Annotated in this window: 23 protein-coding genes and 1 tRNA gene; 12 read left to right on the plus strand and 12 right to left on the minus strand. The window is 61.6% G+C overall.

Annotated features, from left to right (window positions below):
* The first annotated feature begins 63 nt into the window (after window positions 1-63).
* A complete protein-coding gene (locus tag F0A16_RS20340) occupies window positions 64-624 on the plus strand; it encodes a hypothetical protein (RefSeq protein WP_223119844.1) in 561 nt (186 codons plus the stop codon).
* 884 nt (window positions 625-1,508) lie between these two features.
* Window positions 1,509-2,147, plus strand: a complete 639-nt coding sequence (locus tag F0A16_RS20345) for a hypothetical protein (RefSeq protein ID WP_149437694.1) — start codon at window positions 1,509-1,511, stop codon at window positions 2,145-2,147.
* 4 nt (window positions 2,148-2,151) lie between these two features.
* Here the strand turns inward: F0A16_RS20345 and F0A16_RS20350 are convergent, their stop codons facing one another.
* Complete coding sequence (locus tag F0A16_RS20350) at window positions 2,152-3,234, minus strand: NAD(P)H-dependent flavin oxidoreductase (RefSeq protein WP_149437696.1); 1,083 nt, start codon at window positions 3,232-3,234, stop codon at window positions 2,152-2,154.
* Between the two features lie 88 nt (window positions 3,235-3,322).
* On the minus strand, window positions 3,323-4,543 hold the full coding sequence (gene hmpA, locus F0A16_RS20355) for an NO-inducible flavohemoprotein (RefSeq protein WP_149437698.1): 1,221 nt from the start codon (window positions 4,541-4,543) through the stop codon (window positions 3,323-3,325).
* Between the two features lie 89 nt (window positions 4,544-4,632).
* Here hmpA and F0A16_RS20360 point away from each other — a divergent pair, with 89 nt between their 5' ends.
* The gene (locus F0A16_RS20360) at window positions 4,633-5,067 is read left to right on the plus strand and encodes an Rrf2 family transcriptional regulator (protein WP_149437699.1); all 435 of its coding nucleotides are present in this window, start codon (window positions 4,633-4,635) and stop codon (window positions 5,065-5,067) included.
* 101 nt (window positions 5,068-5,168) lie between these two features.
* Here F0A16_RS20360 and F0A16_RS20365 read toward each other — a convergent pair whose 3' ends face one another.
* Complete coding sequence (locus F0A16_RS20365; protein ID WP_149437701.1) at window positions 5,169-6,305, minus strand: MFS transporter; 1,137 nt, start codon at window positions 6,303-6,305, stop codon at window positions 5,169-5,171.
* Entirely contained in the window at window positions 6,298-7,050 is a 753-nt protein-coding gene (locus F0A16_RS20370) for a DeoR/GlpR family DNA-binding transcription regulator (RefSeq protein WP_187776093.1), read from the minus strand. The genes F0A16_RS20365 and F0A16_RS20370 overlap by 8 nt, the downstream gene beginning before the upstream one ends.
* Before the next feature lie 181 nt (window positions 7,051-7,231).
* Here F0A16_RS20370 and F0A16_RS20375 point away from each other — a divergent pair, with 181 nt between their 5' ends.
* Entirely contained in the window at window positions 7,232-7,384 is a 153-nt protein-coding gene (locus F0A16_RS20375; RefSeq protein ID WP_149437705.1) for a metallothionein, read from the plus strand.
* A gap of 396 nt (window positions 7,385-7,780) precedes the next feature.
* Complete coding sequence (locus tag F0A16_RS20380) at window positions 7,781-8,491, plus strand: Crp/Fnr family transcriptional regulator (RefSeq protein ID WP_338100622.1); 711 nt, start codon at window positions 7,781-7,783, stop codon at window positions 8,489-8,491.
* Window positions 8,492-8,651: 160 nt separating this feature from the next.
* Here F0A16_RS20380 and F0A16_RS20385 read toward each other — a convergent pair whose 3' ends face one another.
* Complete coding sequence (locus tag F0A16_RS20385) at window positions 8,652-8,891, minus strand: hypothetical protein (protein WP_149437708.1); 240 nt, start codon at window positions 8,889-8,891, stop codon at window positions 8,652-8,654.
* A 181-nt stretch (window positions 8,892-9,072) separates the two neighbouring features.
* Here F0A16_RS20385 and F0A16_RS20390 point away from each other — a divergent pair, with 181 nt between their 5' ends.
* Both F0A16_RS20390 and F0A16_RS20395 read left to right on the plus strand, forming a co-directional pair.
* Window positions 9,073-9,288 (plus strand): hypervirulence associated TUDOR domain-containing protein, encoded by a 216-nt coding sequence (locus F0A16_RS20390; RefSeq protein ID WP_149437710.1) that lies wholly within the window; start codon window positions 9,073-9,075, stop codon window positions 9,286-9,288.
* Between the two features lie 161 nt (window positions 9,289-9,449).
* Complete coding sequence (locus F0A16_RS20395) at window positions 9,450-9,851, plus strand: lysozyme inhibitor LprI family protein (RefSeq protein ID WP_149437712.1); 402 nt, start codon at window positions 9,450-9,452, stop codon at window positions 9,849-9,851.
* Between the two features lie 144 nt (window positions 9,852-9,995).
* On the opposite strand, the gene F0A16_RS20400 is transcribed toward F0A16_RS20395, so the two are convergent.
* Complete coding sequence (locus F0A16_RS20400) at window positions 9,996-10,421, minus strand: hypothetical protein (RefSeq protein WP_149437714.1); 426 nt, start codon at window positions 10,419-10,421, stop codon at window positions 9,996-9,998.
* Between the two features lie 94 nt (window positions 10,422-10,515).
* Here F0A16_RS20400 and F0A16_RS20405 point away from each other — a divergent pair, with 94 nt between their 5' ends.
* Both F0A16_RS20405 and bla read left to right on the plus strand, forming a co-directional pair.
* Complete coding sequence (locus tag F0A16_RS20405; protein WP_149437716.1) at window positions 10,516-11,484, plus strand: LysR family transcriptional regulator; 969 nt, start codon at window positions 10,516-10,518, stop codon at window positions 11,482-11,484.
* A 152-nt stretch (window positions 11,485-11,636) separates the two neighbouring features.
* Window positions 11,637-12,533, plus strand: a complete 897-nt coding sequence (gene bla, locus F0A16_RS20410; RefSeq protein WP_223119845.1) for a class A beta-lactamase — start codon at window positions 11,637-11,639, stop codon at window positions 12,531-12,533.
* A 121-nt stretch (window positions 12,534-12,654) separates the two neighbouring features.
* Here bla and F0A16_RS20415 read toward each other — a convergent pair whose 3' ends face one another.
* The 3 genes from F0A16_RS20415 to F0A16_RS20425 form a co-directional block, all read right to left on the minus strand.
* The gene (locus tag F0A16_RS20415) at window positions 12,655-13,377 is read right to left on the minus strand and encodes a PA1136 family autoinducer-binding transcriptional regulator (RefSeq protein ID WP_149437718.1); all 723 of its coding nucleotides are present in this window, start codon (window positions 13,375-13,377) and stop codon (window positions 12,655-12,657) included.
* Window positions 13,377-14,225, minus strand: a complete 849-nt coding sequence (gene hchA / locus F0A16_RS20420; RefSeq protein ID WP_149437720.1) for a glyoxalase III HchA — start codon at window positions 14,223-14,225, stop codon at window positions 13,377-13,379. Before hchA ends, F0A16_RS20415 begins: the two co-directional genes overlap by 1 nt.
* A gap of 311 nt (window positions 14,226-14,536) precedes the next feature.
* Window positions 14,537-14,613, minus strand: a tRNA-Arg gene (locus F0A16_RS20425).
* A gap of 170 nt (window positions 14,614-14,783) precedes the next feature.
* Between F0A16_RS20425 and F0A16_RS20430 the strand changes: the two genes are divergently transcribed.
* Both F0A16_RS20430 and F0A16_RS20435 read left to right on the plus strand, forming a co-directional pair.
* Window positions 14,784-15,620: a methyltransferase domain-containing protein gene (locus F0A16_RS20430; RefSeq protein WP_149437721.1), complete on the plus strand. Its 837-nt coding sequence runs from the start codon at window positions 14,784-14,786 to the stop codon at window positions 15,618-15,620.
* Window positions 15,620-16,627 carry a methyltransferase gene (locus F0A16_RS20435; RefSeq protein WP_149437723.1) on the plus strand — a complete coding sequence of 336 codons (1,008 nt, stop codon included), beginning with the start codon at window positions 15,620-15,622 and terminating at the stop codon, window positions 16,625-16,627. The genes F0A16_RS20430 and F0A16_RS20435 overlap by 1 nt, the downstream gene beginning before the upstream one ends.
* On the opposite strand, the gene F0A16_RS20440 is transcribed toward F0A16_RS20435, so the two are convergent.
* Together F0A16_RS20440 and greB are read right to left on the minus strand one after the other, a co-directional pair.
* Window positions 16,611-17,882 (minus strand): EAL and HDOD domain-containing protein, encoded by a 1,272-nt coding sequence (locus F0A16_RS20440; protein WP_149437725.1) that lies wholly within the window; start codon window positions 17,880-17,882, stop codon window positions 16,611-16,613. The genes F0A16_RS20435 and F0A16_RS20440 overlap by 17 nt on opposite strands.
* A gap of 95 nt (window positions 17,883-17,977) precedes the next feature.
* Window positions 17,978-18,520 (minus strand): transcription elongation factor GreB, encoded by a 543-nt coding sequence (gene greB / locus F0A16_RS20445; protein ID WP_149437727.1) that lies wholly within the window; start codon window positions 18,518-18,520, stop codon window positions 17,978-17,980.
* Between the two features lie 218 nt (window positions 18,521-18,738).
* On the opposite strand from greB, the gene F0A16_RS20450 reads away from it, so the two are divergent.
* Window positions 18,739-19,194 carry a universal stress protein gene (locus F0A16_RS20450; protein ID WP_149437730.1) on the plus strand — a complete coding sequence of 152 codons (456 nt, stop codon included), beginning with the start codon at window positions 18,739-18,741 and terminating at the stop codon, window positions 19,192-19,194.
* 179 nt (window positions 19,195-19,373) lie between these two features.
* On the opposite strand, the gene F0A16_RS22210 is transcribed toward F0A16_RS20450, so the two are convergent.
* Window positions 19,374-19,469 (minus strand): IS3 family transposase (locus tag F0A16_RS22210; RefSeq protein WP_149437654.1); only part of this gene is annotated, 96 nt, incomplete at its 5' end.

Below are 19,469 nucleotides of genomic sequence, written 5' to 3' on the forward strand. Positions count from 1 at the left end.
TCTGGGATTTGTCGTTTATCACGGGGTTTCAATAACTTCGTCAGTCCGCTAATGGATGGCTGTATGAACAATATGTTGGATCCCTGTCTTGAGTTATCGATGAGATCACGGTGGCTCAAGGCATATTACTTCTTCCGGTCCGGATTTTCAGTCCTGTGGGTCGCGGCGTCGATGACCTTGGGACTTCAATCTGCCGAGATTGCGACGATTTTGCTGATCTTATATCCTGCCTGGGATGCGGTGGTTAACTTTATAGGCGCGCAGCAATTTGGCGGGCTGAGTTGGAATAAAGCGCAAGCCGCCAATGTCGTGGTAAGTGCGGTCGCAACGTTTGCCGTGGTCGTCAGCCTGCAACTGGGTGAAGATGTCGTTCTCGCTGTGTTCGGATCATGGGCCATCCTATGGGGGTTGTTGCAAGTCAATGCCGCCCTTCGGTTTTGGAAAGGTCTTGAGGCCCAATGGGCAATGGTCATGATACTGGGTGGTGCTCAGTCTATCTTTGTGGGTGCCTTTTTTATTTGGCTGTCACAGTTTGCAGTGCCATTGATAACCAACGTGGCTTATTTATGCATCGCTGCATGCTATCTGTTTTTTCATTGCGGCAATGTGGATGACCGTGAGTGATTTTCGCCGCTGATGCTCTTCGTCCGGGGAGTGTCACTGATATGAGATGCTTCCTCGATTTCGATTCACTTTCTGCGCATCTTGTAGCAGGCGCTGGACTCTCAGGGACTTCCGGGGAGGCAGTCCAGCACGTGGATGTCCGTATATGAAAAAATAACCCGGCTATGGGAAAGAGTCAGCGGGGACCGTTTGCCATACCGGGTTGAAGCGGCCGCAGGGACGCTAGCCAGAACAGTAAATTTTTGGCGATAGAGTTCTGATCGGTGTTTTCGATATAAAAACACCGGAGCCGTGAATTTCTATCAATAAATTGCTTTTATCTTTATTTATTTAGTGATTATTGCGAAGTGTAAAGGGTTTTTTATCTTGTGAACCCATTAAGTCTACTTAGGTTTTTTGGGCTTTTCAGGAGCGCTGCTGGCGAAAAAAACCAAGTTTGCTTCAGATCTCTCCATTCGACGCAATGATTCGATGAATCACGGGCCGGCGTGCCGATAAAACCACTGAAGTGACAGCTGACTCCATCCACTCGCCTGTGGTCATGACACATATCGGCACAAACGGATGTGTCGTTCGTGATCCGGATCAATTTGCCTTATGACTGAAAGATTCACCGTGCGAGGGACGATATCGCGGGGATGCCTCGGCAGGAAGCCATGAATGGCCGACGGGGAAGTAGGGTACTCGGGGAGCCGGTTTGACCGGTTCCCCCTTCTGTTTGGCGGAAGGCACCACTCATTGCGTTGCCTGGATCATTGCGAACGTCGATGCCATGGTCCAACGTGATAGCGGCGGGTTGCTCCCTGAGGGCAATTCGTTGATCCCTGGCCGTGTCACTCGTGGTGGACGGCGATGCCTTGGGGGAGGAGGTTGCGAGCACCGATATGATGGATTGGATTTCCCAGAACAGCCCGGCCATCACGGCCTTGACCAGCGTGTGTACGCTCTTCGTCTGGCTGTTCTACGCGCAACTGCTTTACCTGAACTTCAGGCGCCAACGTCAACCCAAGATCATCATCAATCGTGGCTTCGGCCGCACGCTGCAGGCCCGTTGCGTCATCAGCAACATGAGCCCCGAGCCTATTTTCATCGAGCACATCGTCGCGATACTGCATACCGACCGGGGGGCGCTCTCCAAGGATCTGATCGATTTCGAGGTGTCGCCGGACGAGAGAGAAGAAGCCGGTCGCTTGATCGAAACCACTCGGCAGGGGCCGATGCTCTCCGGCAGTTACAATCACATCGGCACTTTCCACGACATCATCGGCCGAATTCTCCGTTTTCACGGACTTTCCTCCGACGACTTCCAGTCGATCGATGGGCGTACACTCCAGTCGATAGAGCTGCGGGTCATCGCCGTTTACGGCAGCGAGGACTCTCCCGTGGGGGCTGCCAGAACCTTTGAATTGACCATGGGGGAATCGGGCGAGGCGCTCGTGCCGACGCGTCTCGTGACTCGACGATATGCTTCGCGGCCGAGACGTCATCAGGTACGTAAGTGGATCCGTGACCTAGATGAATAGACGCCTATCCCTCGAGCCGATGGTCGCCGTTGGAAGCTGCCGCTCGTCTCTCTTCTTCCAGCTTTAGAATCAGTTCGCCTGCCGGGAAGATGTCGCCTCGCGCTTTGCCGATACCGGCCCATTGCGCCCCGAAACCCGTTTCGCCTCGTTCCTTGGCCGCGGCATTCAGTGCCTTGCCGAGATCGTAGGTGTTCGGATAGGCCGGGATATCTTCGCAGATGGCATCTTCGGCCCAAGCGGTAAACCGATTGACGAGGCAGCGTGCCGGGCGACCCGAAATCGCACGAGTCATCACGGTGCCCCCGCCGGACACCAGGCGAGCCCGATAGGCTTCGTCGGCCGCGCTCTCCGGGCAACGGATGAAAGCCGTTCCCAGTTGCGCCGCTGCCGCCCCCCAGTCCAGGGCGTGTTGGATATCGGCACCATCCATCAGGCCGCCCGCTGCTATGATCGGCAGAGATATCTCCTGGACGAGCTGGCGGGTCAGTGCTTGTGTCGATCGTCCTTCGTCAGTGGCATCGGGGTCGAACACGCCGCGATGGCCGCCCGCGCCCCACCCCTGGGCGACGATTGCATCGAGCCCGCGCTCCGCGATCTGCCGGGCCTCGGCAAGGCAGGTCGCGGTCGCCATCAGCCGACATCCCGCCTGGCGCAGCGCCTCGATCTGCTCGGGGCGGGGTAGGCCGAAATGGAAGCTGACGACGGCTGGGCGGGTCTCGAGCAGGACTTCGAGCATAGCGTCGCTCGCCTGAAAGGGCGAGTAGATCTCCCTCAGCTGCTCCGGTGGCGTCGCGCCGAACGACTCGAACAGCGGGCGGGCGCGCTCGATCCAGCGGCGTTCGCGGTCGTTGTCACGCAGCGCCGGCGCGTGGCAGAAGACGTTGACGTTGAACGGCCGAGTCGTCAGGGCGCGGGTTTCCCGGATGGCCTTGCCTGCGCCCTCCGGCGTTGACGCGGCAACCCCCAGGGCGCCCAGCCCACCGGCGTTGGAGACCGCGGCCGCCATGGCCGGCGTCGCGACGCCCGCCATGGGCGCCTGGAAGATCGGCGCTTTCAAACCAAGGTCGTTGATGAATTCGCAAGTCATGTCGCTATCTCCCCAGTCATGGCGTTGTTTCCCCGGTCATGGCGCTATTCAAGTGGTTTTGCGGCCCGAGCGTTCCATCGTCATCCGGTCAGGCCGCCAGCGGCTGTGCTGGGCCGAAACATTCGTATCGGCGATCGCCGGCCGCCACGCCACGGGTTTCCAGCATCCGATCGATCCGGCTCATCATTGGTAGCGGCCCGCAGAAATAGTAGGTCGCTCCCCACCCGCCGATCCAGCGTTCGAGGTCTGCCGGTTCCAGCTCGCCGCGCTTGATCCCGGAGTCGCCGGCGCCATCCGCTTCGCCTGGCTCGCTTAAGCACACGTGCAGGCTGAAGTTCGGATGACGGCTGGCCAGCGTCTCCAGTTCGCGGGTGAACGGTCGCAGCCCGCCGTGGCGTACGGCCTGGATGAAGATCACCGGCTGCGACGGGGAGGCGTGCAGTGCCGCGTGGGCCATGGAGACCAGCGGCGTGGCACCGATGCCGCCGGCGATGAATACCAGCGGCTTGTCCGCCGATTCCGGCAGCTCGAGCGTGAACGCACCGCACGGCGGTGAGAGCTCGATCCGGTCGCCCTGGGCCAGGTCGTCGTGAATGCGGTTCGAGACATCGCCCCCGGGAGCCTCGCCATCCCCGGCCTCACGCTTGACGCTGATTCGATAAGCCGCGGCGCCCGGCGCGTTGGAGAGGCTGTAGTTGCGCATGGCGGTGTGGCCATCGGCATCCTGCACGCGAATCGAGACATACTGCCCCGGCAGGTGCGCGGGCGGCTCGCTGCCGTCCGCCGGCACCAGATAGAGGGAGACGATGTTGTCGCTCTCGCGCTCGCGCCGCACGATCGTGAACGGCTTGAATCCCGCCCACCCCTGATGCTCGCGCTGTTCGGCGTAGATCGTCCGTTCGCGCTCGATGAACACCCTGGCCAGTTCGCCGTAGGCCGCGGCCCAGGCATCTAGCACCTCGTCGGTGGCGGCGTCGCCCAGCACTTCCCGGATCGACGCCAGCAAGTGCTCGCCGACGATCGGGTAGTGTTCCGGCTGGATCGTCAACGAGGCGTGCTTCTGGGCGATCACCTCGATGGCATCGGCGAGCGCCGCCGGATCGTCGATATGTTGGGCGTAGGCGAGAATGGCGCCGGCCAGGGCCCGCTGTTGACCGCCAGAGCGCTGATGCGCGGGATTGAAGTAGTGCCGGACCTCGGGGTGGTGCGCGAACAGGCGGGCGTAGAAGTGGCGGGTCAGTGTCTCGCCATGCTGTCTCAGCACCGGGATGGTGCTCTTGACGATATCGGTCTGGGCGGTGGTTGGCATCTCGACTCCTCTGGCAGGATTTTAATCGGTATTTTAAATGCCTATTTAAATGGGAGTATCATTTACCAAATTATGGCTGTCAAGCGCTGATGAAACTGACGACGCACACCGATTACGCCCTGAGACTGCTGATCTACCTGGCGGTGAGGGACGACCAGATGCCGGCCACGGTACAGGCCGCTGCGACACACTACGGCATCTCCACGCATCATCTGGCCAAGGTCGCCCAGACACTGGTGCAACTGGGGTACGTGGCCAGCCTGCGCGGGCGGGGCGGCGGCCTTCGGCTTCAGCGGCCCGCGGAGGAAATCGGCATCGGCGCGCTGGTGAGGCAAACCGAGAACCTGGAGTTGCTGGAGTGTTTCGGGCCGGAATCGACCTGTCCGATCGAACCGGGCTGCCGCCTGAAGGGCGTGCTAGCCAAGGCCCAGCAGGCCTTTCTCGCCGTGCTCGACGGCTATGTGCTGGCCGACCTGGTCGAGAATCGCCAGCAATTACGCGTACTGCTGGGCCATTCGGCCTGAACGGCCCGCGCCCGGCCAGGGGAAGCCGGCTCGTTCATCGCGTGACATCCTCCTCGGTCGGGGACGCGCATTGCGGTAACCGCTAGCGGCGAGCGGCCGGATCACCGCCGCTCTAGCGCTGGCGCGCAGATGACGATGAAGCACGCCAGGATGCCCAACAGGCAGAAAGCATAGTGCAGGGTGATGAAGTGGGCGGTAAAGCCGATCGCCGGTGGGCCGACCAGCATCGCGCCGTAGCCCAGTGTCGAGACGCTGGCGATCGCCACGCCTGGCGATGTCTCCGGATCGTTGGCGGCGCGGGTGATCGCCAGCGGCATGATCAGGGCGTAGCCCACGCCGAGCAGCACGAAGCCCGCCAGGGCGGTGTAGAGATTGGCAAACAGCACCGCCAGCAGCACGCCGGCCAATGCCGAGGATCCGGCAAAGCGCGCCGCCTTCCTCGGGCCGAAGGCCGATATCAGGCGATCCCCCATGAGCCGCATGACCACCATGGCCACCGAGAACACGGTGTAGCCGAGCGCTGCCTGTGCTTCGCTGGCCGACGTCACCGCCACCAGGAAGAGCGCGCTCCAGTCCGCCATGGCGCCTTCGCCGATCGACGCGCACATGGCAATGATGCCCACCCATAGCAGGCCGCCCCTGGGCAGGGGAAACAGGCTGCCGCCGGAGGCCCGGGGGCGGGTCTGGGACTGCCAGCGAATGTGGGCAACCCAGCTCGTGATGGCGTAGAGCGACAAGGCGAAGACGGTGAAATGCATCGTCAGCCCCAGTTCCAGCTTGACTGCCAGGTAGCCGGCGGCGGCACCGAGGCCGGCACCCAGGCTCCACATCGCATGCAGCGACGACATCACTCGCCTGCCGATGTATCGCTCCGCCTCGCCGGCCCAACTGTTCATGGCCACGTCCATGGCGCCATGGGCGCCGCCGAACAGGAACAGCGCGGGCGCCAGCAGCCAAAGGCTGGGGGCCAGCGCGATCAGGATCAGCGCCAGCGTGTAGAAGATCGCGATGGCGAGCGTCGTGCGTGCCGCGCCGAAGGCGTCCGAGGCGCGGCCGGCGAGCGGAAAGGAGACGATGGCGCCCAGCGCGAGCAGCAGCAGCAGCAGCCCCAACTGGCCGCCGTCGATCCCGTTGTGCTGGACGACGGTGGGGATTCGCGACGCCCAGGCGCCGAACAGTCCTCCGTTGAGAACGAAAGCGGCGGCAACGGCGAGCCAGATCCGGCGTGCACTAGGCATGAATGATTTCCATCCCATACTGATTGAAGCCCGCGACGGCGGTGGCGTCGGCGTCGGTGATAAGGCAGTCCAGATGCTCCGGTGCAACGGCGCGATAGCGTGCGCGGCGACCGATTTTCTCGCGCGAGGCCAGGGCGATCGTTCTGGCCGCCACCTGCGTCATCGCCAGCTTGAGCTGCGACTCGTGGAGGTCGTCGGCACTGAGGCCGAATGCCGGGTCGATCCCGCAGACGCCGAGCACGGCAATGTCGACATGGACATCCGTCGTGGCCAGCAGTGCAGCATCGCCGACGTTGATGCCGCCGCTGGGACTCAATTTCCCCCCCAGCATGAACACCTCGATGCCGTGCTTCTGGCAGGCCACGGCAACCCATGGCGAGGGCGTCATGACCAGCAGGCCCGGCTGCGGCCGCAACCGCTCGGCCATCGCCAGCAGGGTGGTACCGCCATCCAGCAGCAGCGTCGACGCGCCTTCGATTTCGCGTAGCGCGCGGGAGACGACCGCGGCCACCGCAGGATTCTGGCTCGAGTTTCGATACTGCATCGGCGGTGACGGCGGCGCGACGGAGACCGCGCCGCCGCGCACCCGTTGCACCTCACCCCGCTGCTCCAGGGCGATGATGTCGCGGCGGATCGTATCCAGCGACACCTCGAACTCCACGGCAAGCTCCTGCGCGATCAGTTCATCGCCATTCGCGAGGCGTGCCATGAGTTTTTGCTGCCGGGTCTGGGGCACATTGAGCATACCGCCGCTCCTGCAAGGTTTTGCGGTAATGTGCATGAAATTGCATTGTCATGCAATCCGGCGTGTCTGCCGACTTCAAACGGGCGCTGCGGCCGTGGGGGGAGGATGGCGTGCCGGTTGTGATGACATAACAGTGGCAGTGGGGACTAGATTTAGACGTGATCAACAGAGGAGATCACCGATGTCCCAACAGACCTGTGCATGCCCGAAGTGCGATTGCAAAGTCACCGACCGGTCGGTCGAGGCAGACGGCAAGTTGTATTGCTGCGAGGCCTGCGCCAATGGTCACGCCGATGGAAGCAAGGACTGCGGCCACGATTGCCAGTGTGGGTGACGCCACGGCCTCGGCGGCATGGCGCCGCCGAGGCCATCGTCATCGGCTGAAGCGCGGGAAGTCTGCCGATCTGTTTCTGCATCTGCCCATCGATGGGATCTCCTCCCAACCCCTCCAACTCATCGAGTCTCCGATTCCACGCCGCGGGCCATCTTAGTGGATTTGATGGACGACGGTTTGTACCGGTCGCGATCGCGTGCCTGGTAATCCGCTGGCAGGCGAGTGAGTCCGTGACGCGGCCATGGTGCGCCGTAGTGGAGTGATTCGGCACTATCGAAGTGATTCAGTACCAACGACGGCGGAATGGGGCAGGATCGACTAGGCTCGAGTTGATTATCTTGACCCAGTCAAACCGGTGGCTTGCTTATGACCCGCTCAATTTCGCCGAACGATTTGATGATCCGAAGGCTGCAAAGTATCCATCCATTGTCGAATGAAGAGGTTCGAGCGCTTGGAGAGTTACCCCTGGAGGTAGCGTCGCTGGAATCGGGTCACGATATCGTGCGCATGGGGGATCGGCCCAAGCAGTGCTGCGTGGTGATCGAGGGCTGTACCTGCATCTATAAACTGACGTCCGAAGGCGGGCGTCAGATCATGGCCATCCATGTCCCGGGGGATATCCCTGACATCCAAAGCCTGCACCTGGGATTGATGGATTTTGGCCTCGCAGCGATCAGTGCCTGCACCGTGGGCTATATCCCCCACGAGAAGATACAGCAGATGTGCGAGGCCCACCCCCGGCTGGGGGTGGCCCTGTGGCGCGAGACCCTGATAGACGCGGCGATATATAGAGACTGGATGCTCAATATTGGCCAGCGTGAAGCTTTTGGAAGGGTGGCGCATCTGGTCTGTGAGCTGATGGTGCGCCTCAAGGCGGTAGGCCTCACTGAGGGGGATTCCTTCAAGTTCCCCGTCACTCAAGCCAATCTGGCCGATGCCTTCGGTATCAGCTCGGTTCATATGAGCCGTGTCTACGGGGCCCTCGCCGCAAGCGGACTCCTCAAGGTCACCCGGAGCCGGATCCAGGTGCTCGACTGGGACGAGCTGCTGGAGGCCGGTGACTTCGACCCGACTTACCTCCATCTCGAAAAGAGTGCGCCAGCCTAGAGGATAGGGTTAAGGGTCAGCAGCAGAGCGTTGCTGGCCCTTCTCTGTCGATGCAAGGCCGGAAGGCAGCAGTGGCGATGGGTGAGTGCCGGGTTCTGGGGCGGGTCAGGACCGCCAGCGGGAAGCGGCCGGGAGAGCGGCACGAAGGCGTGGCGTTGAATCAGGCGGCAGAAGCTATCGCCCGCGTCCACGAATCGTCTCGAGCCATCTCGATCAGCAGCTCCAGTGATTGACTCAAGGTGTGCATGCGGTGATTGCGTGAAGCGAAAGCGAATTGGCGATCACGGGTGCCAATAAATTCTCCACACTCCAAACAATTGATCTCGTCCCAGTCCTGGGCGGTGTCGTTGGAGGCGGCTTCGTCGTGCCCGCAGCGGGGGCAGGATATCTCGTGTTTCATGATGGCCATCCTTGGCTTCTGGCTGGCCGGTCTTCCTGACTGGTCGATATCTGAGTGATGCTCCTGAGCCGGTATTCCGGCCCGATGTCACGTCAGCGATCCGTGCCGACAAACTGATAATGGCATGACAGAAAAAATTGTACAATATTTGGTTTCGTGTATAGGAAAAAGGGCTTCCATCATGGCGGACTACAAGCAGCGCGAGTGGGTCAAGTGGAAATGGGGCGATAACTGGGCAGAGGGTCAGGTCACCCGAAAGTATCAGGAGAAAGTCACCAGGAAGCTCCAGGGCAGCGAGGTGACAAGAAATGGATCCAAGCAGACGCCGGCATACCTGATCAAGCAGGAGGACGGCACCCGAGTGTTGAAGCTTCATTCGGAACTCGAGAAAGCGTGACCGAGGATAGTGGCCATGCGACTCCCAAAACTTGTACAACTCGCGGGGCGATTGCCAGTGGCGCGTGAACCCGAGACCCGGATTGACGAGCGAAGCATCCAGCCGTTGACTAGGGTGAGCAGGGGATGACGATCAACAGAGCCTAGAGGCGGGGTGACAGAATGCGAGGTTTTCTACTCATTTCAGGTTTGTTCCTGACTGGCCTGAGCGGACTGGTACAGGCTGACGGCGCCTGCGACGACGCCACCACCCAGCAGGAGATGAACGCGTGTGCCGGCGAAGGCTATCAAGCCGCTGACAAGGCGCTGAACACCACCTATGACGAGATCATGGGCCGGCTCGATGGTGATTCCAGGGAACGTCTGAAGACCGCCCAGAGAGCGTGGATCGAGTTTCGCGACGCCGAATGTGATTTCGTGGGAGGGCCCACCTCTGGCGGTAGCGTCAACGCAATGGTGAAGGCCGGCTGCCTGGAAGACCTGACACGGCAGCGTACCGAAACGCTGCAGAACTACTCGCAGTGCGAGGAGGGCGATATGAGCTGCCCGGTTCCCAGGCAATGAGGGTTGATGCTGCACTGTAGCGATGATCGCGGAGGTCGGGTGTCGTCCAGGCGAAGCCCGAGAGATCCAGGTCGGATGGCGGCTCGTTGGGCTGCCAGGTGGAAGCCATGCCCACGCATTGGGTGGCCTGCCAAGGCCGGAGGTTTACGGTTTTCCAGAAGACATCAGCGGTCTGAAACGATCACGCTGGGCCCAAAGAGTCATTCCACCAGTTGCCACCAAGATGGCAGCGAGTGGCAGTCCAGCGGGGTTCAACACCACATGAAACGCCACGATCACCGCCATGACAGGCGCAAGCAATGCCAAGCCGAGTGCAGGCGCTCGATTGCTCAGCAGTAACGAAGCGCCGATCAGTTCGATGATTTTCATCAGGGGCCAGATAAACCCAGCCTCCTTGAGAGCAGCTTCAAAAGCCAGACCCTCCACTGATGTTGGCGGGTGGATAAGGTGCGATCCGGTGAACAGGTACCAGAACCCATCCAGTGCGCCGATCAGGAAGATGCTGCCAAGCACCAGTCTTGGGCCGGTATCGACCAGTAAAACCTTTGCCTGCGGTAGCGAGAGTCCCATCTGAATCCCTTTCCGCTATAAATTGAATGTTGACCGATGGGGGAGCATTATGCGGTGAATTTCAGCGCAGAGAAGCGAATAGTTTTCATTTGGCATGAATGAAATTCAGATCAGAAATCTGGACCTGAACCTGCTCCTGGTTTTCCGCGTGTTGATGGACGAGGGCAGTGTCAATCGGGCCGCAGAACAGCTCGGCCGTACGCCTTCGGCGGTCAGCCATGCCTTGGGTCGGCTGCGCGACCAGCTTGGTGATCCGCTTCTGGTCCGTGCGGGGGGAACCATGCAGCCCAGTCCACGGGCTCTCGCACTCTATCAGGAGATACAGCCGATCCTCGCCCGGATCGAACGCGCCGTGCAGCCGCTAGCGGCATTCAATCCCGCGACAAGCACACGGACTTTCAAGATATCCGGCCCCGGCCTGGACATCGTGGCCACGGAAATCGTCAGAAGGATGCACGGAGACGCGCCAGAGTCCGGCCTTGCGTGGCAGCCCCTGTCGAAGGAGACCATGGGGCAGATCGTAAGTGGTGAAATAGACATTGCATTCGGGAACGCCAACTTCCCTCTGCCGGTAGGATTGAAGGCCAAGGCTCTCCCCCCATTGAAACGCTATGTCTTCGCTCGTCGTGGACACCCAGCCGCAAAACGCTGGACGACGGAGAGTTGGATGCGTTGGCCCCATGTCGTTGTGCGCGCGCCAGGTGCCACCCATGGCACCGTCGAAGAGCGGTTCGAAAGCTTGGGCCTGAAACGCCGGGTTGGGTTGCACGCTGCCAGTTGGTCAGGCATTGGTGCGGTCCTGAGCAATACCGACATGCTGGGTAACTTTGTCGTGCTGTGCCTACTGGGAGGAGCGCAGGATGAAGACATTCAGGTCTTTGAGCCTCCCGAACCCTTGCCCGACGTCTCTTTTCGGGTGATGTGGAAATCAGAACTCGACGGCGACCCCGCGACCCAGTGGCTACGTAATATTGTTCTGGCGACGTTCGATTCGCTGATCGATGAGGCTGACCGATGCCTCGCCGCGTCCGACATCATCAAGCCGCGGCAAAGCGGCTGTTAAGCTCTGTCTCGTTTCACTGCTCTATCCAATGTCCCCCTGCCTTTTGTCGGTGATGCCGCAAAAGGCAGTCGGTGGCGCCCGCCCCGGCGCCACTTTGCATGTTGGCGTCATCTGAGGCTAAGTTGCTCGTCCCACCATCTGGAGACGGGGATATGCATATGCCTTTGATCGACCGGCGAAAGCTGCTTACCGCGACGGCGCTGCTACCGCTGGCACTCACTTCGCTACCGACGTTGGGGAAAACGGCGAGCCCCTCGGAAGGTGACGTCCAGCGCAAGCTGGAAGCGCTGGAGCAGCGTCACGGTGGCCGCTTGGGGGTCGCGCTCATGAACGCCGCCACCGGCGAGGTGGCCAGCCTTCGAGGCGACGAGCGCTTCCTGTTCAACAGTACGATCAAGGTACCTATCGTCGCCGCCGTACTGGCACGCGTGGAGCGTGGCGAGGAATCACTGGATCGTCGTATCGAGGTAAGCCAGTCCGACTTGGGCGGCTGGACACCCATCACGGAAAAGCGAATCGGCAGCCCGGGGATGACGATTGCCGAACTCGGTCAGGCGGCGGTGGCCTGGAGCGACAATGCAGCGGCAAATCTGTTGATCGAGAGCGTGGGCGGTCCCGAGAGCGTTACCGCCTTCTTGCGCGACATCGGCGACGACACGACGCGCCTGGATCGAATGGAGCCGGCGCTCAACGAGCACGACCACGAAGGTGACGAGCGCGATACCACGACGCCCCTGGCAATGATGCAGACGCTGCGCACGCTGTTGTTGGGAGAGGCGCTGTCTCCCTCGATGCGCCACCAGCTCGCGTCATGGATGATCGAAGGGAAGACCGGCGACGCCCGCCTGCGAGCGGGAATGCCGGCAGGATGGCTGATCGGCGAGAAGACCGGCACCAACTCCGTCGGCAACGCCAACGATATCGGCATTGCCTGGTCAGCGGATCGGGGCGCGGTGATCGCCGTGGCCTATGCCTGGCTGCCGCAGGCGAGCAAGGCCCAGCGCGATCAAGTCATCGCCGAGATCGGACGTCTGGCCGCGTCTGTTTGAACCGCTCGGCGAGGGCAGAGGGGGTACAGATGGTGTGTCGTGGCCTGCTTGGTAGGTAGTGCCGTTCGCGTACGGGAAGTGTTGATAGCGAAGGGGGGAGCGATAGGCTGATATTCCCGGCTCAGGCGACGATCTCGCCGCGGCGTATCGCAATGCTGATGGCTTGCGCGGTGGTCGTGACGCCGAGGCGTTGGCGGATTCGCCTTAGATGGTTCTCGACCGTTCGTTCGGAAAGACCGAGTATCGCGGCGATCTCGGTTTGCCGCCGGCCGGCGGCGGTCCATGTCAGCACTTCACGCTCGCGGCCGGATAGACTGCCGGTGGCGCCGTCCATGGGCGCCTCCAGTAGTTGTCGAGCCCTGAAGAAAGCGGCGTTTGCTACCAGTCCGATAGCCAGCCTTGCCTGAGATGAGGCGTCGATCTGCTCGCCGCCCAGGCTCATCGCGCCTTCAAGCCCCAGCGGGCCGAACACTGGCATCTGGACGCCATGGAGCCCTGGCCCACGGGGTAGGCGGACCACACGATACCGTTCGCCACTGACATCGGTCGTTTTGGTCCAGAAGAACGGCTCACGCGCTTCGAAGATATGGCGAGTCACCGGGCAGCGGCGTACATAGGTTTCGGCATCGACGGTCTGCCCGTCGCCGAGCCAGTTGCCCTCGACCCAGTAGATGCGCTCGACCAGGCCGTCGCTCGAGGTCGAAGCCGAGAACAGAACGAAGCGGTCATACCCGAACTGTCGGGCGAAGGTGCGCGTCTCTGTCTGGATCTTCGCTAGGGTTTCAGCGCCCTCGATAGCGAGGGCGCTGTTGATGGCTGAAGCGGCCGGAGTGGATGAGGCCATCAACCAGCCAGCTCCTCGAGCATGGCCTGGGCTGCCAGCTTGCCCAAGGCGTTGGCGGCCAGTGGGCTGTCACCGGTGATCAGCTTGCGATCCTGGTGGACGGCACCAGAGATGTCGTCATTGATAATCTCGAAACCCAAGGCTTTCAGCTTCTCGCCGAATTTCCAGGTCAGGTGGCCCGGCATGTAGCCGATGTCCGGCGTGGTGGCGTCGAGGGAATCTGGGAACGCGCAGATCTTGTAGCCGCGATAGATGTCGCTGTCATCGACTGCCAGGAGGGCTGCCGGACCGTGGCAAAGCGAGATGACGAAGCGATCTTGATTGGACGCCCACTCCAGGGTATCCCGCACGTCCTGGCTTTCGGGCAGGCCGATCAACGCGCCATGTCCGCCTGGAATGAAGATCGCCGCATAGCCATCCAGCCCACCCGCGACGACATCGGCCAGCTTCAGCGGTTGCTTGAATTGCTCGTGGTAACTGCCGAAGAAGCGCTTCACTTCCTCGTCCTCGGACGGCATCGCCCAATACTCGAACTTCACCGGATTGCCCGAGACCGTGGCCACGTCGAAGGAAAATCCCGCCTTGTCGAGATGGTACATCGGCAGCAGTGTTTCCACCGGGTGGTTGCCGGTGGAGAAGAAGCTACCGTTGTCGGTCAGCAGGTAGCGCTCGTCAGCCCCGATCATCAGGATTTTCTTGTCGCCCTTGTAGGGATTGGGGTAGTCGGCTCCGCCAAGGTCGGACTTCGGCGCGGTGAACTGGCTCAGCGAGTAGGGCGAAGGGAAGAACGCGTTATCTTCCGCCGGATCGCGCTGTGGCTGCTTGTCAGTGGTGTTCTGATCGCTCATCGAAGACTCCTCAGGTGTACGGGATGTCCAACACAACCTATCTCGCTTATGACCGCGCAAAAATGCGGGATATCCCTCAACGCTGAGGCGCCTGCTGTTCTCGAAGCCTGGTTTGGTTGTTTCGATCTTGCGGGAGGTTAGCGCCATAGTGGCATACGAGTGACAATCGAACAGGGGGGGATTCTCCAGAGTATGCCATTTGTATGCCGGATTTGGGAGGAAATGCTGGGAACGTTGAGGACTGAAATTTAGTGTAATTCTATAATTTTCAGTATTTTTTGGAATTTCTGGGAATGCTGAAGAAGTCAGTTTGGCGCCCCCATCAGGATTCGAACCTGAGACCTTCCCCTTAGGAGGGGGACGCTCTATCCAGCTGAGCTATGGGGGCGGAGGGCGGGGCAGCGCAACCGCTGTGCGTCGAGCGACGCATGCGTCTCGAGCGGCGCATAGTATAAGCGCCGGATTCGCCAAGATAAACCCGCGGTAGCCATTGCGCCGGGACGCTCCGCGTTGGCATTGGTACAATGCCGCCTTCCCGATTCGAGCCATCGCTATCTCATGCCTTGTTCTGATGACACCGCCTCGCGCTCGCGGCACGGCAACGATATACCCGTGGGCCAGGACCGGATTTTCGACGGCCTGGCCGACAAGTTCGCCAACAGCCTCTACGCCACGGCACGCGGCCAGATCCGTCTGGCGGTGCTCGACGATATGCTGTCCCGCGCCTTGCCGTCGGATGGGGCGCCCGCGCTGGACGTGGGCGGCGGCCTTGGCCAGATGAGCGTATGGCTGGCCGAGCGGGGACATCACGTCACCCTGGCGGAACCGTCGGCGGACATGCTGGCGGAGGCGCGGGCCGGCTTCGGCAGGCTGCCCGTCCAGACATTGCAGGCACCGATCCAGGCGTTGCCCGAACTGGCGCCGGGGCCGTGGCCATTGATCGTCTGTCATGCCGTACTGGAGTGGCTGGCGCAGCCGCGCGAGGCGTTCTCCCTCCTGAACGCGTTGCTGGCGCCGGGCGGCCGGCTCTCCTTGATGGTGTTCAATCGCGATGCGCTGCGTTTCTCCAACGTGGTCAAGGGCAATCTCGATAAAGCGCTGGAGGATCGGCTATCGGGTACCGGGCGACGCCAACGCCTGACGCCGATCTCGCCGCTGACGCATGCCGATATCGAGCGCTGGTGTCGGGAGGAGGGGCTGGTGATCGAGAGCGTCGCCGGCATCCGGATCTTCCACGACTACCTGCGGGAACGCTCGCCGAGCGAGGCGCAGCTCGCGACGATCATCGAACTCGAGAAGCGCTACTGCCGGGTCGAGCCGCACTGGCGGCTGGGGCGCTACCTCCACTACCTGATTCGACGTGCCGACGGCACGAACCTCGAGGAGACGTCTTGATGGCGACACAGTCCCCCGCGTGCCAGTTGCTGGCTCGCCAGGATGCCGATTATCGCGGCTGGCTGTGGGTCGCGCCGCCACGCGACGGCTGGCTGGAGTCAGGCGAAGGACTGGTCTGGAGTGCGGACCTGGATGTGTGCACGGCGTGGCAGGGGGTGGGTCGCCCGGCCTATGGCGCTTTGACGCCGCCATCCATCGGGGCGCCGGGGGCGGTGCTGTTCTGGCCTAAGAGTCACGCGCTGGGGACGTGGTGGTTGACGGCGCTGAATGCGGCGTTGCCAGCCGGCACGCGGCTGCAGATCGTGGGAGAGAACCAGGGCGGCATCAAGCGTGTCCCCAAGGTGCTGGCAAGCCTGGACCAGGCGTGTCGGAAACTGGACACGGCGCGCCGCTGCACGTTGTTTGCCACCCGGACGAGGGGGAACATCGGGGACACGGAATCCGCCTGGCGGACATTGACGGTGGATGGCCTGACCCTGGCGACGCACCCGGGCGTCTTCGGCCATGGCAAGCTGGACGACGGCACCCGGTTGCTGATGGAGGCCGTGACCCGGTCGCCGCTGCCGGCCTCCGGCAAGGCAGTGACCAGGGCGCTGGACGTGGGGTGTGGCGACGGCATTCTGACGGCCTGGCTGGCCAGAAAGGGGTGCGAGGTCACGGCGGGAGACATCAACGCGTTCGCGGTCGAGGCGACCCGCCGCACGCTGGCGGCCAACCGGCTGAGCGGTCGCGTTGTGCAGAGCGATGTCTACGATAATGTCGACGCCACCTTCGACGCCATCGTCAGCAATCCGCCGTTCCATCAGGAGCGCGCCATCGATTACGGGCCCGCCGAGAGATTGATCAGGGAGGCGCCGGCGCATCTCGTCGGCGGTGGAAGCCTGACACTGGTCGCCAACGCGTTTCTTCCGTACCCCGAGTGGTTGCGGGCCGCCTTTGGCGAGTTCGAGGTGCTGGCCGACGACCGGCGCTTTCGGGTTTACCGGGCGATCAAAGCCCGGCGTTAGTCTGCAGCTCCCTCATCGATTGCAGGGCGCGCTGATTCGCCTCGCCAACGTCCGAGGCCTTGATGCCCAGCGATCTCAGGCGTGCCCACGGGATCTCGTTCCACTTACCGCTCTCCAGCCGAATGGCGGTCTCCAGCAGCGTGCCGACCGGCCCATCGTGATGAAGCAGCGCAGTCGTGATCGAAGCATGCAGGGGGAGCGATGCGACGAGTTCCTCGAGGGGGCGGTTGAAAAAGGCTTCCAGGTAGGAGAATAGACCCGAGATGAAAGCTTTTTCGGCCAGGCTCGGGTCTCCGGCGGCCAGTTCGCGGCACAGGCAAGCGCGGGAAAGTGCCAACTGCTGAAGGGATTCCGGTTTGTCTTCCATCTCCGACAGCGCCAGTAACGTCGCCAGGCTGCGGATACGGTGGGTGCCGATGAGTGCGACGGCCTGATGCAGCGAGGTGATATCGATCTGACGCTGGTACTGTGCCGTATTCACCAGCCGTAGCAGTCGTACGCCTAGCGTCGGGTCGCGTTCGATGGCCGACGAGATCTCGCCTACGCTGACTTTCGGTTTGTTGAGCGTCGCGATGAGCTTGAGAATGGCGAGGCGGTCGGTGGTGACCACAGCTCCATGAACGAGCTGGGGGCGAGCGAGGAAGTAGCCCTGGAACAGGTCGCAACCGGCGTGCTGGCAGCGCCTGAGATCTTCCTCCGTTTCCAGCTTTTCCGCCAGAATCCTGATCTTCGGATAATGTCGTCGTAACTGCCGGACGATGTGATCGAATCCTTCCTCACTGTAGTGCGGGTACTCGAGTTTGACGATATCCACGAGCGGCAAGCAGGGATGGGTGGCATCGGCTTCGGCATAGTCGTCCAGCGCAAGCGTGAACCCACGCTGCCGCAGTAATTCCAACTGGTCGCGGATGGTGTCGTCGAACGGGATGTCTTCGAGGAGCTCGACGACCAGTCGAGAAGCCTCGAACGGCAGGTCGTCGCTCAGCGTCTCGGCCGTGAAATTCACGAACAGCGGCTTTCCCTGGCTGACCGTGTTGAGATCGCCCTGGGCGAAGGCATTCAGCAAGACCGTACTGGTCGCCTGGTTGCCATCGAATGGCATCGGCATGGGGCCGCCATCGGTCGGACGGAACAATAGCTCGAAAGCGACGAGTTCCAGAGAGGCGTCGAAGATCGGCTGTCGCGCGAACAGGACCGCTGGGGTTGGGTGTTCGGAAGCCTCCTGCATGGGCTGTCCTCGGTGGGTCTCGTTCATCTCGATTCGTGGGCGCTATCATTGTCGATGTCGTTTATCGACCGATCCGCCGGTTTCTGGACCTTCCCTGAGTCATCCAAAGGCTTGGCAGCCCTTCACTGGTGATCGTGATTCGTATAGTGGATATCGGTCACGACGTAGTGCGTTTCGCCGCCGGGTGCCGCGACCACGACGTCGTCGTCCAGCGCTTTTCCCAGTAGCGCACGGGCCAATGGCGCATCGATACTGATCCAGTGCTTGCCGGTGTCGGTTTCGTCATGGCCGACCAGCCGCACCGACAGCTCCTCGCCGTTGTCGTCTTCCAACGTGACGTTGGCGCCGAAATAGACTTTTCCCGTGTCCGCCGGCAAGCGATCGACGACCTGCAGCTCATCCAGGCGTTTGCGTAGATAGCGGATCCGCGCGATGACCCGGTTGAGTTCCTTCTTATTGTAGGTGTAGTCCGCATTTTCGCTGCGGTCTCCCAGGGCCGCGGCTTCACCGACTTTGGCTGACAATTGCGGCCGCTTGACGCGGGACAGGTGATCGTGAATCCCCTGGAGCCGATCGAATCCCTGTGGCGTAATCAGGTTGCTCTTCTTTTCCTGACGCGGATCCTTCTTGGGATCGCGCCAGCGAGTCATGTTTCGCCCTTGCATCGAGGTGACGTCTCCAACGGCATGAGGGTGGCGTTAGCCTAACGCGAATGCCGTAATCGGTGCCACGACGCTGGCATTCCGCGATCGGTCTCGATATCGCCTGGGAAGTGCAGTCACCCACCAGTGACCCGGAAAGGCCTTTTCGACGTTGACCGACGTTAAAGTGGGGAGAGGGTGGGGCGCTATACTCGCGGTGAAAAGACGAGGAGAAGCCAGAGATGCAGAATGCGATTCTGATCCCCATGGGGAAGGAAAAAAGCTCGATGGCAGCGCTGCGCAAGGCAAGAGGCATTGCCCAGAGCGAGCACTCCCGGCTCTACCTGCTACATGTCGTCGTGCCGGAGGAGACGGGGGACGTGCTCGGAGCGGCGACAGGCGCTGCCACCCATGCACTGGACGACGAGGACTTCGCGGCTGCCAAATCGCATCTCGAGGCGATGTGGCACCAACTCAACGAGCCCATGGCTGCGGTGAATTTCGTGGTCAAGGCCGGTGAGGTCTCCGAGACGATCGTGGAGGAGGCGCGTCGCCTTGAAGTCGACACCATCTTCCTCGAGACCTCGCACTCTTCCCCGAAATGGGTAGGCAAGATAGCGAAGATGAGAAAACGGACGCCCTGTCGATTGACCGTCGTGGATGAAGAGGGGAGGGTGGTTCTGGAACATGTTCCATGAACGAGGGAGATCGGACGTGGTGCCTCGACCGACTAGTGCATGAAGGTATGGTCGGGCATGTGATCGGCATGGAAGTGAGTGAGGATATGCTCCAGACCGTTGGTCAATAGCGCCCCTCCTATCGGCGGGCCGTGTCCCGTCATCGCCACTGATCTTGCCCAGCACTGGTGGACACCGACTTAAGCGATCATTTGAGCCTCGAAGGCCTCTGGGCTGATCATCCCGATAGCACTGTGTCGGCGCTGCCGGTTGTAGTCCAACTCGATGTACTCGAA

This window comes from Salinicola corii (assembly GCF_008298015.1).
In the GTDB taxonomy this organism is placed as follows: Bacteria; Pseudomonadota; Gammaproteobacteria; order Pseudomonadales; family Halomonadaceae; genus Salinicola; species Salinicola corii.

Excerpts from the sequence above, each read along its gene's own strand:
- F0A16_RS20450 (WP_149437730.1), top strand. The coding sequence starts at position 18,739 with ATGCAGAATGCGATTCTGATCCCCATGGGGAAGGAAAAAAGCTCGATG.
- F0A16_RS20360 (WP_149437699.1), top strand. The coding sequence starts at position 4,633 with ATGAAACTGACGACGCACACCGATTACGCCCTGAGACTGCTGATCTAC.
- F0A16_RS20350 (WP_149437696.1), bottom strand. The coding sequence starts at position 3,234 with ATGACTTGCGAATTCATCAACGACCTTGGTTTGAAAGCGCCGATCTTC.
- F0A16_RS20370 (WP_187776093.1), bottom strand. The coding sequence starts at position 7,050 with ATGCTCAATGTGCCCCAGACCCGGCAGCAAAAACTCATGGCACGCCTC.
- F0A16_RS20435 (WP_149437723.1), top strand. The coding sequence starts at position 15,620 with ATGGCGACACAGTCCCCCGCGTGCCAGTTGCTGGCTCGCCAGGATGCC.
- F0A16_RS20365 (WP_149437701.1), bottom strand. The coding sequence starts at position 6,305 with ATGCCTAGTGCACGCCGGATCTGGCTCGCCGTTGCCGCCGCTTTCGTT.
- F0A16_RS20405 (WP_149437716.1), top strand. The coding sequence starts at position 10,516 with ATGAATGAAATTCAGATCAGAAATCTGGACCTGAACCTGCTCCTGGTT.
- F0A16_RS20385 (WP_149437708.1), bottom strand. The coding sequence starts at position 8,891 with ATGAAACACGAGATATCCTGCCCCCGCTGCGGGCACGACGAAGCCGCC.
- F0A16_RS20415 (WP_149437718.1), bottom strand. The coding sequence starts at position 13,377 with ATGGCCTCATCCACTCCGGCCGCTTCAGCCATCAACAGCGCCCTCGCT.
- F0A16_RS20380 (WP_338100622.1), top strand. The coding sequence starts at position 7,781 with ATGATCCGAAGGCTGCAAAGTATCCATCCATTGTCGAATGAAGAGGTT.
- hchA (WP_149437720.1), bottom strand. The coding sequence starts at position 14,225 with ATGAGCGATCAGAACACCACTGACAAGCAGCCACAGCGCGATCCGGCG.
- hmpA (WP_149437698.1), bottom strand. The coding sequence starts at position 4,543 with ATGCCAACCACCGCCCAGACCGATATCGTCAAGAGCACCATCCCGGTG.
- greB (WP_149437727.1), bottom strand. The coding sequence starts at position 18,520 with ATGCAAGGGCGAAACATGACTCGCTGGCGCGATCCCAAGAAGGATCCG.
- F0A16_RS20345 (WP_149437694.1), top strand. The coding sequence starts at position 1,509 with ATGATGGATTGGATTTCCCAGAACAGCCCGGCCATCACGGCCTTGACC.
- F0A16_RS20430 (WP_149437721.1), top strand. The coding sequence starts at position 14,784 with ATGCCTTGTTCTGATGACACCGCCTCGCGCTCGCGGCACGGCAACGAT.
- F0A16_RS20340 (WP_223119844.1), top strand. The coding sequence starts at position 64 with ATGAACAATATGTTGGATCCCTGTCTTGAGTTATCGATGAGATCACGG.
- bla (WP_223119845.1), top strand. The coding sequence starts at position 11,637 with ATGCATATGCCTTTGATCGACCGGCGAAAGCTGCTTACCGCGACGGCG.
- F0A16_RS20400 (WP_149437714.1), bottom strand. The coding sequence starts at position 10,421 with ATGGGACTCTCGCTACCGCAGGCAAAGGTTTTACTGGTCGATACCGGC.
- F0A16_RS20375 (WP_149437705.1), top strand. The coding sequence starts at position 7,232 with ATGTCCCAACAGACCTGTGCATGCCCGAAGTGCGATTGCAAAGTCACC.
- F0A16_RS20395 (WP_149437712.1), top strand. The coding sequence starts at position 9,450 with ATGCGAGGTTTTCTACTCATTTCAGGTTTGTTCCTGACTGGCCTGAGC.
- F0A16_RS20390 (WP_149437710.1), top strand. The coding sequence starts at position 9,073 with ATGGCGGACTACAAGCAGCGCGAGTGGGTCAAGTGGAAATGGGGCGAT.
- F0A16_RS20440 (WP_149437725.1), bottom strand. The coding sequence starts at position 17,882 with ATGAACGAGACCCACCGAGGACAGCCCATGCAGGAGGCTTCCGAACAC.